The organism is Paenarthrobacter sp. UW852 (genome assembly GCF_024608385.1).
Lineage (GTDB): Bacteria > Actinomycetota > Actinomycetes > Actinomycetales > Micrococcaceae > Arthrobacter.
In genome coordinates this window covers 102,707-117,291 of sequence record NZ_JAMSGY010000009.1, presented here as the reverse complement: position 1 = coordinate 117,291, position 14,585 = coordinate 102,707, and the positions used below count along the sequence as shown (strand labels likewise).

Genomic DNA, 14,585 nt, shown 5'->3' with positions numbered 1-14,585 from the left:
CCACCGGTTGGTCACTAGGCTCCGATGATGTTGTACTCGGGGCCGAACGGGAACTTGGTGATGTTCTCGGCGCCGTCTTCGCCGACCACCAGGATGTCGTGCTCACGGTAGCCGCCGGCACCTGGCTGGCCGTCCATCACCGTGATCATCGGCTCCATGGACACCACCATTCCGGGCTCCAGGACGGTGTCAATGTCCTCGCGGAGTTCAAGACCGGCCTCGCGTCCGTAGTAGTGGCTCAGCACACCGAAGGAGTGGCCATAGCCAAAGGTCCGGTTGGCCAACAGTCCGTGGCTGATATAGATCTCGTTGAGCTCTGCCGCGATGTCCTTGCACACGGCACCCGGCTTGATGAGTTCCAGTCCGCGCTTGTGGACCTCCACGTTGATGTTCCACAGTTCCAGCGAGCGGGCGTCCGGTTCGCCATAGAAAAGGGTGCGCTCCAGGGCGGTGTAGTAGCCGCTGGTCATGGGGAAGCAGTTCAGGGACAGGATGTCGTGTTCCTGGATCTTGCGGGTGGTTGCCCAGTTATGCGCACCATCGGTGTTGATGCCGGACTGGAACCACACCCAGGTGTCGCGGATTTCAGAATCCGGGAACGTCCGGGCGATTTCGTGGACCATGGCCTCGGTACCGATCAGTGCAACCTCGTACTCGGAGATCCCGGCCGTGATGGCGTTGCGGATGGCCTCGCCGCCGAGGTCACCAATGCGGGCGCCGTGCTTAATGACGGCGATCTCCTCGGCGGACTTGATCATGCGCTGACGCATCGCATCCTGCGCCACGTCCACCAGAGTTGCACCGGAGAAAGCGGCCTGGATCTTGTTGCGGTTGTCCAGCGGCAGGGAATCGTCTTCGACGCCGATGCGCCGCGGGTTGATGCCCCGGGTCCGAAGGACCTCCTGGATTGCGTGGATGTAGTTGTCACGGCGCCAGTCCGTGTACACGAGGTTCTCGCCGTAGCTGCGGCGCCAAGGCATACCGGCGTCGATATTTGCCGTAACGGTGACGGCGTCATCCTTGGTGACCACCATCCCGTAAGACCGGCCGAAGTACGTGAAGAGGAAATCGGAGTAGTACTTGATGGAGTGGTAGCTGGTGAGGATGACGGCGTCGAGTTCCTTCTCCGCCATGATGCTCCGGAGTCCGGCTAGGCGGCGTTCGAATTCCGCGTCGGAGAAGGTCAGCGAGACCTTTTCGCCGTTGTTGAGGACTTTGGTGCGCTCGAGCTTGGCGACATCGTTGACGGCCTCGTTCTGCGTGATGGTCATGATCTTTCCTTTCAATGGGTTGGTTGTTCTAGTCCTGCAGCAGAGGCTTCTTGGAAGACTCCGCGGCAAACAGGACCGCGATGAGGGAAACCAGGGCGGCAGCCACGAGGTACCAACCGGGAGCCAGTTGGTTGTGGGTCATGCCGATAAGAAGGGTGGCCATGAACGGCGCGGTGCCGCCGAACAAGGCGTTGGAGAGGTTGAAGCTGACGGCGAATCCGGTGTAGCGGACCTTCGTGGGGAAGAGCTCGGCGAGGAAGCTCGGCAGCGTTCCATCGTTCAGGGTGAGCATGCCGCCCAGCAGTATCTGCACCAGGACGATCACCAGGAAATTGCCCGTATCCAGGAGCATGAACGCCGGCACCGTCAGCAGCACGAACAGGACCGACGCCGTGATGAGCATCCGCTTGCGGCCGAACTTGTCCGACGCCATTCCGGTCAGGAAGATGAAGCCGATGTAGCTGGCCAGGGCGATGGTCGTGGCCAGGAACGACTCCGTTGCGCCAAAGCCCAGTTCCTCCGACAGGTACGTGGGCATGTAGCTGAGGATCACGTAGAAGCCCACCGCGTTCAGCAACACTGCGCCGGTGGCAATGATGAGTTGCTTCCGGTAGGTCCTGAACATGGCGAATGCGGGGGCCTTGACTGCGTTGTCCTTGGCCGCGAGCTCCCGGAACGCCGGTGTGTCCTCGAGCTTGGTCCGGATATACCGGCCGATCAAACCCATCGGCGCAGCCAACAGGAACGGCAGCCGCCATCCCCACTCGCTGAGCTGCTCCGGGGTCATCGCTGAACTGAGCAGGGCGGCCAGCAAAGAGCCCAGCAGCAGTCCCGCTGCGGTACTGGCAGGCACGACGGCGGCATAGAGTCCGCGTCGATTCGCCGGCGCGTACTCCACCAGGAAAGCCGACGCCCCGGCGTACTCCCCGGCTGCGGAGAAGCCCTGAACGACGCGCACCAGGAGGAGCAGGATCGGCGCCATCACGCCAATGGTGGCGTACCCGGGAATCAGGGCTATGCAGAAAGTCGCCACGGACATGAGGACGATTGACAGGCTCAGCGCTTGCTTGCGGCCCAGCTTGTCCCCGATGTGGCCCCAGATGAAACCACCCAGGGGCCGGACAAAGAAGCTGATGGCAAACACGCCGAAGGTTGCGAGCAGGGCCGTCTGACGGTCCGTCTCGGGGAAGAAAACAGAAGAAATGATGCCGGCCAGGTAACCGTAGACCGCGTAGTCGAACCATTCGACGAAGTTGCCGATGAAGCTTGCGGTGACTACTCGTCGTCGAGTGTCTTTGCTGACTCCATGGTTGGAATTGGTTGTCCGGTTGAGGCTGGGGGAAGGGCTGCCTTGGTCGGCTGCCACTGAGGATTCATTGCTCATGGTCCACCAAAATCTTTGGGGTTGCATTCAACGCAACACTGTTGCATCAGACTAAGTGTGTTGGCGGTCACGGTCAAGGGTGGTTGTTGAACGGATTTTTGGCACTTTCGGAGCAGGGTGAGCTTTTGAAGGTCCGCGGTTGAGTTGTTATTAGAGTTGCTCTCAGCGATGTCGGGTTGCATTCAACGGAATTCCAAGCCCAACCCTCACTCACAACCCACCCCCTTCAGCCCAACCCTCACTCACCGCCGAGGCCCAACGGCGCGATGACGGCGCCTACCGTCTCCCCGCCGTCGGCACCTGCTCTTCAGAGGGCTGCGCGCAGCAGCGGAGAACGCCGGAACGTGAGAGAGGGTCCGCCCCAAACGGGAGGGATGTGAGAGAGGGTCCGCCCCAAACGGGAGGGATGTGAGAGAGGGTCCGCCCCAAACGGGAGGGACGTGAGAGAGGGTCCGCCCCAAGCGGGAGGGATGTGAGAGAGCGTCGGGAGGGGGGTATCCGGCAGCGCGCGTCTAAGGGAGGAACGACCGAGCGCGCAGAGGATGAGCCCGCCGGCGGGCGGCGACTCAGCGGCTCAAGGCCTTAGAGGACCTTGCGGATGGTCTCTTCGAAGCTGACGACGTGGTGCAGGGCGAGCTCGGCGGCGCGTTCTTCATCGCCGTCGGCAATGGCCGTGAGGAGCTCGGCGTGCTCGGAGATGTGCCCCGAAACGGACGGCATTTTTTCCAGCATGTGGCACCAGATGCGGGTGGCGAGGTTGTCGTAGCGGATCAGGACGTCTTCCAGGTGCGCGTTGGCCGAGGCTTTGTAGATCAGCCGGTGCACTTGGATGTCGTAGCGCATGAGCTCCTGCGAGGAATTGTCCTGACCGTCCAGCGCGCTGATTGCAGCGGCAACCGCGCGCAGCTCTTCCCGCATCGCAGGACCAGCCATGCGTGCGGCTTTCCGGGAGGCCAGGGGCTCCAGGAGCTCGCGGATCTCGGAAACCTCGGCGAGCTGGGTGATGTCCACTCCGGTGGCAAAGGTGCCACGCCGGGGGTAGGACACCACCAGGTGATCGCTTTCCAGTCGCTTGATGGCTTCGCGGACGGGGGTGCGCCCGATGCCGAGTTCGGCGGCGACTTGCCCGTCGTTGATGGGGTCACCGGGCTTGATGTCCAGCATGATGAGTCGATCACGCAGCAGCAGGTAGGCGTTCTCCGCGAGGGATGTGCCCTGCGGAACGGACTCCAGTGCTTCCAGTGCTGCGCTCATTGCTCTCTCCCGTTAGTCGCATTCCCAGTCTGCCGGATGGATTACCACTGACCTGTTGACGACTATGTGATCTCCAACATACTATGGCAACAGTTCTAATATATCAGTTGCCTAACAGTCGGCACCCAGACAAGCTTTGAAGGAGAACACCATGGTTGAACCCTTGATCCGCCCGCTGTCCCAGGCGGACCCGGAGGTCGATCAGGCGATCGCCCAGGAACTCATCCGCCAGCAGTCCACGCTGGAAATGATTGCTTCCGAGAACTTCGCTCCCACCGCCGTCATGCAGGCGCAGGGATCGGTGCTGACCAACAAGTACGCCGAGGGCTACCCGGGCAAGCGCTACTACGGCGGCTGCGAGCACGTTGATGTGATCGAGCAGCTGGCCATTGACCGCTTGAAGTCCTTGTTCGGCGCCGAGTACGCGAACGTCCAGCCGCACTCCGGTGCCCAGGCCAATGCCTCCGCCATGCACGCACTCATTACCCCGGGCGACACCATCATGGGCCTGAACCTGGCTCACGGTGGCCACCTGACGCACGGCATGCGCATCAACTTCTCCGGCAAGTTGTACAACGTTGTTCCCTACGGCGTCCGCGAGGACACCCACACCGTGGACATGGCCGAAGTTGAACGCCTGGCTCTTGAAAACAAGCCGCAGCTGATCGTCGCCGGCTGGTCCGCCTACGCCCGGCAGCTGGATTTCGCTGAATTCCGCCGCATTGCCGATCTGGTGGGCGCTTACCTCATGGTTGATATGGCCCACTTCGCCGGACTGGTGGCAGCGGGACTGCACCCCAGCCCCGTTCCGCACGCCCACATTGTCACCAGCACCACCCACAAGACCCTGGGCGGACCCCGCGGTGGCGTGATTCTGACCAACGACGCAGACATCGCCAAGAAGGTTAACTCGGCAGTGTTCCCCGGTCAGCAGGGCGGCCCGCTGGAGCACGTCATCGCCGCCAAGGCCGTCGCTTTCAAGATGGCCGCCGAGCCCGAGTTCCAGGAGCGACAGGTCCGCGTATTGGAAGGCTCCAAGATCCTTGCCCAGCGCCTCCTCCAGGACGACGTTGCAGCAGCCGGCATCTCCGTTGTCAGCGGCGGAACTGACGTCCACCTGGTGCTCGCAGACCTCCGCCACTCAGTACTGAACGGCCAGCAGGCCGAAGACACGCTGCACCGGATCGGCATCACGGTCAACCGTAACGCCGTCCCGTTCGACCCCCGCCCGCCCATGGTTTCCTCCGGCCTGCGCATCGGCACCCCGGCCCTCGCCGCACGCGGATTCGGCGCCGAAGACTTCACTGAAGTCTCGGACATCATTGCGACGGCGTTGATCGCCGCGGCAAAGAGCGGCACATCCGCAGGAACCGAAGCAGGCACCGAAGGTGACGTCGCCCTGGACGATGCCACCGCCGTCGAACTCCGCAACCGCGTCACCGCGCTGGCCGACAAGTTTCCCCTTTACCCACACCTCGGCAATGGCGCCAAGGCCAACCTCGAAGCAGAACTGATTGGAGCAGCCCAGTGAGTGCAGACCACCTCCCCGAACACCCGGACTTCCTCTGGCGCAACCCGGACCCTAAGAAGAGCTACGACGCCGTCATTGTCGGCGGCGGCGGCCACGGCCTGGCCACGGCGTATTACCTGGCCAAGAATCACGGCATGACCAACATCGCCATCCTGGAAAAGGGCTGGCTGGCCGGTGGCAACATGGCCCGCAACACCACGATCATCCGTTCCAACTACCTCTGGGACGAGAGCGCCGCCATTTATGAGCACGCGCTCAAGCTGTGGGAGATCCTTCCGGAAGAGCTGGAGTACGACTTCCTGTTCAGCCAGCGCGGCGTGATGAACCTGGCCCACACCTTGGGCGATGTCCGTGAAAGTGTCCGCCGCGTTGGTGCCAACAGGCTCAATGGTGTGGATGCCGAGTGGCTCGACCCGCAGCAGGTCAAGGAACTCTGCCCCATCCTGAACATCAGCGACAACATCCGCTACCCCGTTATGGGCGCCACGTACCAGCCGCGTGCAGGCATCGCCAAGCACGACCACGTGGCCTGGGCCTTTGCCCGCAAGTGCGATGAACTCGGCGTGGACATCATCCAGAACTGTGAAGTCACCGGCTTCATCAAGGACGGCAACCGCGTCACCGGCGTCAAGACCACCCGCGGCACCATCAACACCGAAAAGGTAGGCCTCTGCGCCGCCGGCCACAGCTCGGTCCTGGCGGAAATGGCCGGTTTCCGCCTGCCGATCCAGTCGCACCCGCTCCAGGCACTGGTGTCCGAACTGCACGAACCCGTCCACCCCACGGTGGTCATGTCCAACCACGTTCACGTTTACGTGTCCCAGGCCCACAAGGGCGAACTGGTGATGGGCGCCGGCGTTGACTCCTACAACGGCTACGGCCAGCGCGGCTCGTTCCACGTGATCGAGGAGCAGATGGCAGCAGCCGTGGAGCTCTTCCCGATCTTCGCCCGGGCCCACGTGCTCCGGACCTGGGGCGGCATTGTGGACACCACCCTGGACGCCTCACCGATTGTGGGCCTCTCCCCCGTGGAGAACATGTTCGTCAACTGTGGTTGGGGAACCGGCGGCTTCAAGGGGACCCCTGCAGCCGGCCTGACCTTCGCGCACACCATCGCCACCGGTGCGCCGCACAAGCTGAACAAGCCGTTCGCGCTGGAACGCTTCGAGACCGGCGCCTTGATCGACGAACACGGCGCCGCAGCCGTGGCCCACTAGCCAGGACAGGACAGACATGCTCCTCATTTCTTGCCCCAACTGCGGGCCACGCGACGAAACCGAATTCCACTACGGCGGACAGGCGCACATCGCCTACCCGGAAAACCCCAACGAGCTCTCGGACCGCGAGTGGGCCGAGTACCTCTTCTACCGCGAGAACACCAAGGGCACTTTCGCCGAGCGCTGGGTCCACAGCACCGGGTGCCGCCAGTGGTTCAACATGCTGCGGGACACCGTGAGCTACGACATCCACTCGATCTACGCGATGGGCCAGCAACGTCCCGATCTCCAGGCAGACAAACCGGGCGAGTTCAGCCAGACCGGCGAGTTCGGCCAGGAACCCGGTTTGGCCCCCGGCGCCGCAACCACAGGCGCCGCCACCACCGCACCCACCTCCTCGGAAGGAGTCTAGAAGTGACCAGCAAGAACGCACGCCTCGCCACCGGCGGACGCATCGATCGCAGCATCTCCTGGCGCTTCACCGTGGACGGCCAGGAATTCACTGGCCACCCGGGTGACACCATCGCATCGGCGCTACTGGCCAACGGCCACATCAACGCCGGCAACTCCCTTTACGAGGACCGCCCGCGCGGCATCATGGCCGCCGGCGTGGAAGAGTCCAACGCCCTGATCAAGATCGCGCCGCGCTTCCCGGGCCACGTAGCCGAGTCCATGCTTCCCGCCACGGCAGTGTCTTTGGTGGACGGCATGAAAATTGAGCTCCTCTCCGGTCTGGGCAAGCTGGATCCTAACGAGGACAAGGCCGAGTACGACAAAAAGTACGTCCACACCGACGTCCTGGTAGTTGGCGGCGGCATTGCCGGCCTGGCAGCTGCCCGCGAGGCCGTCCGCACCGGCGCCCGCGTCATCCTCATCGACGACCAGCCCGAGCTCGGCGGCGCCTTGCTTTCGGGTTCCACCGCTGAAGGCCTGGCCGACGCTGTTGAGGGCAAGCCGGGCCTGGAATGGGTTGCGGACGTTGAAGCGGAGCTGGTCTCGGGCGCGGAATGCACGGTGCTGAACCGCACCACCGCTTTCGGTTCCTACGATTCCAACTACTTCATCGCAGCCCAGAACCGCACGGACCACCTGAGCGTTCCGGCAGCCCCGGGAGTCTCCCGCCAGCGTATTTGGCACATCCGTGCTAAGCAGGTTGTCCTGGCCCCCGGCGCCCACGAACGTCCCCTGGTGTTCGAGAACAACGATCGTCCGGGCATCATGCTCGCCTCCGCTGCACGCACGTACCTCAACCGGTACGCCGTCGCCGCCGGTTCGCGGGTGGTCATCAGCACCACCAACGACTCCGCCTACGCGCTTGCCGCGGACCTGAAGGCAGCAGGCGTGGCGATTGCCGCCGTCGTGGACGCCCGTCCGCAGATCAGCGCAAAGGCCGCTGCCGCCGTCGAGTCCGGTATCCGGGTCCTGATCGGCAGCGCCGTGGCGGACACCTCCGCGGATGAGAACGGCCGCCTGAATGGCGTCACCGTCCGCAGCATCAACGACGACGGCGAACTCACCTCGGGCGTCGAACAGCTGGCTGCCGATCTGCTCGCCGTTTCCGGTGGCTGGAGCCCGGTGGTCCACCTCCACAGCCAGCGCCAAGGCAAGCTGCGTTGGGACGACGAGCTCGCAGCTTTCATTCCCGCCAAGCCGGTCCGCGATCAGCAGGTGGTGGGTGCAGGCCGTGGCACCTTTGAACTCGAGGACTGCCTGGCCGAGGGCATTTCCGCGGGAGCAGCAGCGTCCATTGCTGCCGGCTTTGAGTCGGCAACCACCCCGGTGGAACTGCAGGAACCCGTGGCCAGCGCACCGAGCCGCCAGCTCTGGCTGGTTCCCGGCCAGACCGGTGAGCCGGGCGAATGGCACCACCACTTCGTCGACTTCCAGCGCGACCAGTCAGTAGCCGATGTGCTTCGCTCCACCGGTGCCGGCATGCGGTCGGTGGAACACGTCAAGCGGTACACCTCCATCAGCACCGCGAACGACCAGGGCAAGACGTCCGGCGTCAACGCGATCGGCGTCATCGCCGCTGCGCTGAAGTTCGGCGGCGCCGAGAGCATCCCCGGAGTGGGCGAGATCGGCACCACCGCATACCGTGCACCGTTCACACCCGTGGCCTTCGCAGCGTTGGCAGGCCGCCAGCGCGGCGAGCTGTTCGACCCCGCCCGCGTCACCTCAATCCACCCGTGGCACGTTGCCCAGGGCGCACTGTTTGAAGATGTTGGACAGTGGAAGCGCCCCTGGTACTACCCGCAGGGCAGCGAGGACATGGACACCGCGGTCCTGCGTGAGTGCGCTGCCGTCCGCGATTCCGTGGGGTTCATGGACGCCACCACGCTGGGCAAGATCGAAATCCGCGGAAAGGACGCCGGTGAATTCCTGAACCGCGTGTACACCAACGCGTTCAAGAAGCTGGCCCCGGGATCCGCCCGCTACGGTGTCATGTGCACCCTGGATGGCATGATCTTCGACGACGGCGTGACCCTTCGCCTGGACGAGGACCGCTACTTCATGACCACCACGACAGGCGGCGCCGCGAAGGTGCTGGACTGGCTGGAAGAGTGGCACCAAACGGAGTGGCCGGAGCTGGACGTGGTGTGCACCTCTGTCACCGAGCAGTGGACCACCATCGCCGTCGTGGGCCCGAAGTCCCGCGCAGTCCTGGCGAAGGTTGCCCCGCAGCTCGCCGAAAACGGCGGCCTGGACGCTGAAGCCTTTCCGTTCATGACGTTCCGCGAAACCACACTGGCCTCCGGAGTACAGGCACGTGTTTGCCGTATCTCCTTCTCCGGTGAACTCGCCTACGAAATCAACGTTCCGGCCTGGTACGGACTCAACACCTGGGAAGCTGTTGCTGCCGCGGGTGCGGAGTTCAACATCACCCCGTACGGCACCGAAACCATGCACGTGCTCCGCGCCGAAAAGGGCTACCCGATTGTTGGGCAGGACACCGACGGAACGGTAACCCCGCAGGACGCCGGCATGGACTGGATTGTTTCCAAGGCCAAGGACTTCATCGGCAAGCGCTCCTACCTCCGGGAGGACGCCAGCCGCGAGGACCGCAAGCACCTGGTCAGTGTCCTTCCCGTGGACCACTCGCTGAGGTTGCCGGAAGGCACCCAGTTGGTGGAGAAGGGCATCCCGGTCAACCCGGCCAACGGACCCGTCCCCATGGAAGGCTTCGTGACCTCCAGCTACCACAGCGCCGCGCTTGGCCGCTCCTTCGGCCTGGCCCTCATTCAAAACGGCCGCAACCGCATCGGTGAAACCCTCCAGGCCTCCCTGGGAGACCAATTGGTGGACGTGGTTGTTGGCGAAACCGTACTTTTCGATGCTGAAGGGACCCGCAAAGATGGCTGAAACAGCAACCCCCGCAGAAACCGTGAGCCGTGCACGCCGCAGCCCGGCCCAGCACCTGGCTGAGGCGTTCACGTCCGGCTCAGTTCCGGGCACAGTGACGCTCACCGAGATCCCGTACCAGGCCATGGTGGGCATCCGGGTTGACCGGACGTCCGACGCCGGCGCCCGCGTTGCGTCCGTCGTCGGCGGCTTGCCTGCCGCTTGTGGCGAGGTGACGGGCAACGATTCCGTCAACACCCTGTGGCTCGGCCCCACCGAGTTCCTGGTGGTGGCTCCCGAGGAAGCCCACGATTCCCTGGGCGGCTCCCTGGTCAGCGATCTGACCACTGCCTTGGGCAACGACGCCGGCCAGGTGGTGGACCTGTCCGCCAACCGCACCACGTTCGAGCTCTCCGGCAGCCACGCCCGGGCAGTCCTGGAGAAGACTTGCTCCCTGGACCTGCACCCCCGGGTCTTCAAGCCGGGCACGGCTGTTTCCACGGAACTTGCACACATCCCGGTGATGCTGTGGAAGACCTCCGAGGACTCCTACCGGATCTTTCCCCGGGCCTCGTTTGCCGACTTCCTGGGCCGTTGGCTCCTGGATGCCATGAGGGAATACGCCTCCCCCGAGGTCCCCTGATGGCACTGAGTGTGCTTGACCTGTTTTCTGTTGGCATCGGGCCGTCCTCCTCACACACGGTCGGCCCGATGCGCGCGGCAAAGCAGTTCACGGACGGTCTTGAATCGTCCGGCCAGCTCCCGGCCACGGTGCGCGTCCAGGCTGAGCTTTTCGGCTCCCTGGGCGCCACCGGCCGGGGCCACGGCTCAGACAAAGCCGTGGTGCTGGGACTGCAGGGCCACTCTCCCGAAACTGTGGATACCCACACAGCGGATGACCAGGTGGCCGCCGCTGCCTTGGACGCCGAGCTACGTCTGGGCGGGAATCACCGCGTTGACTTCAATTGGGACGAGGACGTGGTCCTGCACCGCCGCAAGTCCCTCCCCGCCCACCCCAACGGCATGACGTTCCGGGCCCTGGACCACACCGGCACGGTCCTTCGGGAGCGCAGCTACTACTCCATCGGGGGCGGCTTCGTGGTGGACGGCGACGTCTCCGGAGCCGACAAAGTGGTGGCAGATAACACGGTGCTCCCATACCCGTTCACCACGGCAGACCAACTCCTGGAGATCTGCGAGCGCGAAGGCATGTCCATCTCCGACGTCATGCTGGCCAACGAACTGGTGTGGCGTTCCGAGGAAGAACTTCGTGAACGGCTGCTGGGCATTTGGGCCGTCATGCAGGAATGCGTGGACAACGGCTGCTCTGCCGAGGGAATCCTGCCGGGAGGCCTGAAGGTCAGGCGACGGGCGCCGTCGTTGTTCAAGAAGCTCTCCGAGACCGACGCCGACCTGAACGGCGCGAATTCAGCCGACCCCCTCCTGGCCATGGAATGGGTGAACCTGTTCGCCCTGGCCGTGAACGAGGAAAACGCGGCGGGCGGCAGGATTGTCACTGCACCCACCAACGGTGCCGCCGGAATTGTCCCGGCCGTGCTGCACTATTACACCAAGTTTGTTCCGGGAGCCAACGACGACGGCGTCGTGCGGTTCCTGCTGGCGGCGGCCGCCGTCGGAATCCTGTTCAAGATCAACGCCTCCATCTCCGGCGCCGAGGTTGGCTGCCAGGGCGAGGTAGGTTCGGCCTGCTCCATGGCCGCCGCCGGACTCTGCGAAGTCCTTGGCGGAACTCCGGAGCAAGTGGAAAATGCGGCCGAGGTGGGCATTGAACACAACCTGGGCCTGACCTGCGATCCCGTGGGCGGGCTGGTGCAGATCCCCTGCATCGAGCGCAACGCCATTGCCAGCGTCAAGGCGATCAACGCAGCCCGCCTTGCACTGCATGGCGATGGCAGCCACAAGGTATCGCTGGACAAAGCCATCAAGACCATGCGCGAAACAGGCGCAGATATGAAATCCAAGTACAAAGAGACCTCCCGTGGGGGCCTCGCCGTCAACGTAGTGGAGTGCTAGCCATGACTGCCATTCAAGCTGAAACCGCCGTTCCTTCCGGCCCGGAGACCACCGTGGAACACGTCCTCACCCTGGATTGTCCCGAGGGTCCAGGAATCGTGCACGCCGTGTCCGGGTTCCTGCTGGATCACGGCTGCGACATCATCGACAACAAACAGTTCGGCGATCGCGCCGAGGGTCACTTCTTCATGCGCGTGCACTTCGCGTCCGACGGCGATGCCTCCACGGTGGATGCGCTGCGGGAAGCTTTTGCGCCGGTGGGCGACAAGTACGCCATGAACTGGCAGCTGGAACGCCAGGGCTACAAACGCCGCGTGCTGATCATGGTTTCCAAGTTCGGGCACTGCCTGAACGACCTCTTGTTCCGGGCAAGGATCGGTGAGCTGCCCATCGACGTGGTGGGCGTGGTGTCCAACCACACCGATCACCAGGGCCTGGCGGAGTGGCACGGGATTCCGTTCTTCCACGTCCCCGTCACGGCTGCCACCAAGCCCGAGGCCGAGGGTCGCCTGTTGGAGATCATCGATGAGCTGGACGTGGAGCTCATTGTCCTGGCCCGTTACATGCAGGTGCTCAGCGATGACCTGGCACGCAAGCTCGACGGCCGGGCCATCAACATCCACCACTCGTTCCTGCCCAGCTTCAAGGGAGCCAAGCCCTACCACCAGGCCTATGCACGTGGCGTGAAAACCGTCGGTGCCACGGCCCACTACGTGAACGGGGAGCTGGACGAAGGGCCCATCATCGCCCAGCAGGTGGTGGAAGTGGACCACACGTTTGGACCCGAGGACCTGGTGGCCGCCGGTCGGGACACCGAATGCAAGGCACTCAGCAACGCCGTTCGCTGGCACTGCGAGGGCCGGATCATCCTCAATGGGAACAGGACGATCGTGCTGAAGTAGGGCTTGTTGCGCCGGGATCGCGGGTCAGCTTCTAATTCGCTGTTCTTTAACATGCGAATTCGCACCGGACCCGCGATTTCGCGTTCACCGGGAGTTACAACCGCGCCAGCCGGGTTGCCAGATGCAGGGCGGCCAGCCGGCCCGTTCCCCGCGGATCTCCGCCGCAGAGCTCAAAAATCCGCTGCAACCGGTGATGCATGGATTGCCGCTCCAAGTGCAGCTCGCGGGCAGCTTGGGCAGTGTTGCATCCGGTATCCAGCCACACGGTCAGCGTCCGCAGCAGCTCCGACCGTTTCAAACGGTCATGCCCGACGACGGCCCCCAACTGCCGCTGTACGAACACTTCCCGGGTTGCGGCGTCCAGGGACTCCTGGGCCAGCAACTCGACGGCGAAGGCCTCGGCGTCCACGACTCCGCCGTTTCCTGAGCGGCTGTTCCCTGGGCCGCTGTTCCTTGGGCCGCTTTCCTGGGCGGCCAGATCCAGGGCACGCCGTGCTTCCGCCAACGACCACGGAGCATCGTCAATCCCGCTCCCCAACGGGCCCACGGACACCACGGATCCGGGCGGCATGTCCACGGCGGCCAAGGCATTAGCCAAAGCCCTACGGCTGGAATGGCCATTCGGGAGTGCCGCCAGGGCGATCAACTCAGCGTTGTTGGCGTAGCTGGCGCTGTGCGGCACCTGTTCCCGGAGCACCGTATCCACGGCCGGCCGCAGATGTCCTGCTCCAGTGGAACGGATCACCACCGCGGCCACCTTGCCATCCGTTGGAAATCCCGACGCCGGGCCCAGTTGCCGCAGTTGCCACGCCTGGCTGCCGGAATTGATGGCGCGCATCAGCTCTATGCCTGCCAACTCCTTCAGCCCTGGCGGCATCCGTTGCAGCAAGGCAAGGCCCAGGATGTCCACCGACCTCTCCCCCGCCACCCGCGCGAGTCCGGAGTCGCCGTCGTCGGGCACAACCAGCTCAAGGCGGGCCGCCAGCACGCCCCGAACCGGAACGTCAACGGTGGTGACCACACCGCCCGGGGCGGGTCCGGCGGACGCGCCCAGCGTGACACCCGACGGCGAAACCAGCCTGGCACCGGTCCCGGTCCTATCAGCCAACACTGTCAGGAGCTGATCGAGTCCGCCGCCGTGGGCCAGCTCGGCGGCCATGGCGTGGCTGGCCTGGTCGCCGCGTTGCAGGTGTTTCACGGATTCGCTGACCAGGAGTGAGTTGATTTCCTGCATGACGGCAACAAACGGAACAACCCGGCGCAGTTCTATGACGGGCAGGCCCGCTGTTTCGGCCGCTTCCAGCATGTCCGCGGGGATGGCGGGAAGGGCAGGCCCTGTTTCCAATGCGAGCGCCGCGATCCCGCGGGCGGCCAGTTCCCGGATGTAGTCCGCGCGGCGTTCCGCTGACTCGGCTCCCAGCGCCTGGCCACCGCTGAGGAGCAGCTCCCCGCCCCGAAGCAGTGGGGCAATGTCCAGGACCTCACTTGAGTGGACCCAGCGGACCGGACGCTGGGGTGCGTCGGCCATGCGCGTCAGGATGATGGGGTCGGCCTTCATGAGTACTTCGCTCTTGAGAGCCTGATCAAGCAGGATGGACATGACACTCCGTAAGATATGGACGCACTTCTTCAGACACATCGTATCTTGTTGCT

At 64.1% G+C, this 14,585-nt stretch carries 11 protein-coding genes; 7 read left to right on the top strand and 4 right to left on the bottom strand.

All coding sequences use genetic code 11. The features are described 5' to 3' along the window. Positions 1–14: 14 nt before the first annotated feature. The 3 genes from NEK97_RS16070 to NEK97_RS16060 all read right to left on the bottom strand — a co-directional run bounded on the left by NEK97_RS16070 (position 15) and on the right by NEK97_RS16060 (position 3,909). Positions 15–1,271, bottom strand: coding sequence for an aminopeptidase P family protein (locus NEK97_RS16070; RefSeq protein ID WP_257370800.1), 1,257 nt, complete (start codon positions 1,269–1,271; stop codon positions 15–17). Positions 1,272–1,299: 28 nt separating this feature from the next. Next, on the bottom strand, positions 1,300–2,655 hold the full coding sequence (locus NEK97_RS16065; RefSeq protein WP_257370799.1) for an MFS transporter: 1,356 nt from the start codon (positions 2,653–2,655) through the stop codon (positions 1,300–1,302). A gap of 582 nt (positions 2,656–3,237) precedes the next feature. Continuing rightward, positions 3,238–3,909, bottom strand: a complete 672-nt coding sequence (locus tag NEK97_RS16060) for a GntR family transcriptional regulator (protein WP_235521027.1) — start codon at positions 3,907–3,909, stop codon at positions 3,238–3,240. A gap of 151 nt (positions 3,910–4,060) precedes the next feature. On the opposite strand from NEK97_RS16060, the gene glyA reads away from it, so the two are divergent. From glyA to purU, 7 genes are read left to right on the top strand one after another with little or no spacing between them, the layout of a single operon-like run. Further along, a complete protein-coding gene (gene glyA, locus NEK97_RS16055; protein WP_257370798.1) occupies positions 4,061–5,440 on the top strand; it encodes a serine hydroxymethyltransferase in 1,380 nt (459 codons plus the stop codon). Continuing rightward, complete coding sequence (locus tag NEK97_RS16050) at positions 5,437–6,657, top strand: sarcosine oxidase subunit beta family protein (protein ID WP_235521032.1); 1,221 nt, start codon at positions 5,437–5,439, stop codon at positions 6,655–6,657. The genes glyA and NEK97_RS16050 overlap by 4 nt, the downstream gene beginning before the upstream one ends. A gap of 16 nt (positions 6,658–6,673) precedes the next feature. Then, positions 6,674–7,069: a sarcosine oxidase subunit delta gene (locus tag NEK97_RS16045; RefSeq protein ID WP_257370797.1), complete on the top strand. Its 396-nt coding sequence runs from the start codon at positions 6,674–6,676 to the stop codon at positions 7,067–7,069. Between the two features lie 2 nt (positions 7,070–7,071). Next, the gene (locus NEK97_RS16040; RefSeq protein WP_257370796.1) at positions 7,072–10,017 is read left to right on the top strand and encodes a sarcosine oxidase subunit alpha family protein; all 2,946 of its coding nucleotides are present in this window, start codon (positions 7,072–7,074) and stop codon (positions 10,015–10,017) included. Continuing rightward, a complete protein-coding gene (locus tag NEK97_RS16035; RefSeq protein ID WP_257370795.1) occupies positions 10,010–10,639 on the top strand; it encodes a sarcosine oxidase subunit gamma in 630 nt (209 codons plus the stop codon). Before NEK97_RS16040 ends, NEK97_RS16035 begins: the two co-directional genes overlap by 8 nt. Beyond that, complete coding sequence (locus tag NEK97_RS16030; protein WP_257370794.1) at positions 10,639–12,030, top strand: L-serine ammonia-lyase; 1,392 nt, start codon at positions 10,639–10,641, stop codon at positions 12,028–12,030. Before NEK97_RS16035 ends, NEK97_RS16030 begins: the two co-directional genes overlap by 1 nt. A 2-nt stretch (positions 12,031–12,032) precedes the next feature. After that, positions 12,033–12,932 carry a formyltetrahydrofolate deformylase gene (purU, locus tag NEK97_RS16025; RefSeq protein ID WP_235521037.1) on the top strand — a complete coding sequence of 300 codons (900 nt, stop codon included), beginning with the start codon at positions 12,033–12,035 and terminating at the stop codon, positions 12,930–12,932. Positions 12,933–13,026: 94 nt separating this feature from the next. Here purU and NEK97_RS16020 read toward each other — a convergent pair whose 3' ends face one another. Beyond that, positions 13,027–14,532, bottom strand: coding sequence for a PucR family transcriptional regulator (locus NEK97_RS16020; RefSeq protein ID WP_257370793.1), 1,506 nt, complete (start codon positions 14,530–14,532; stop codon positions 13,027–13,029). Between the last annotated feature and the right edge of the window lie 53 nt (positions 14,533–14,585).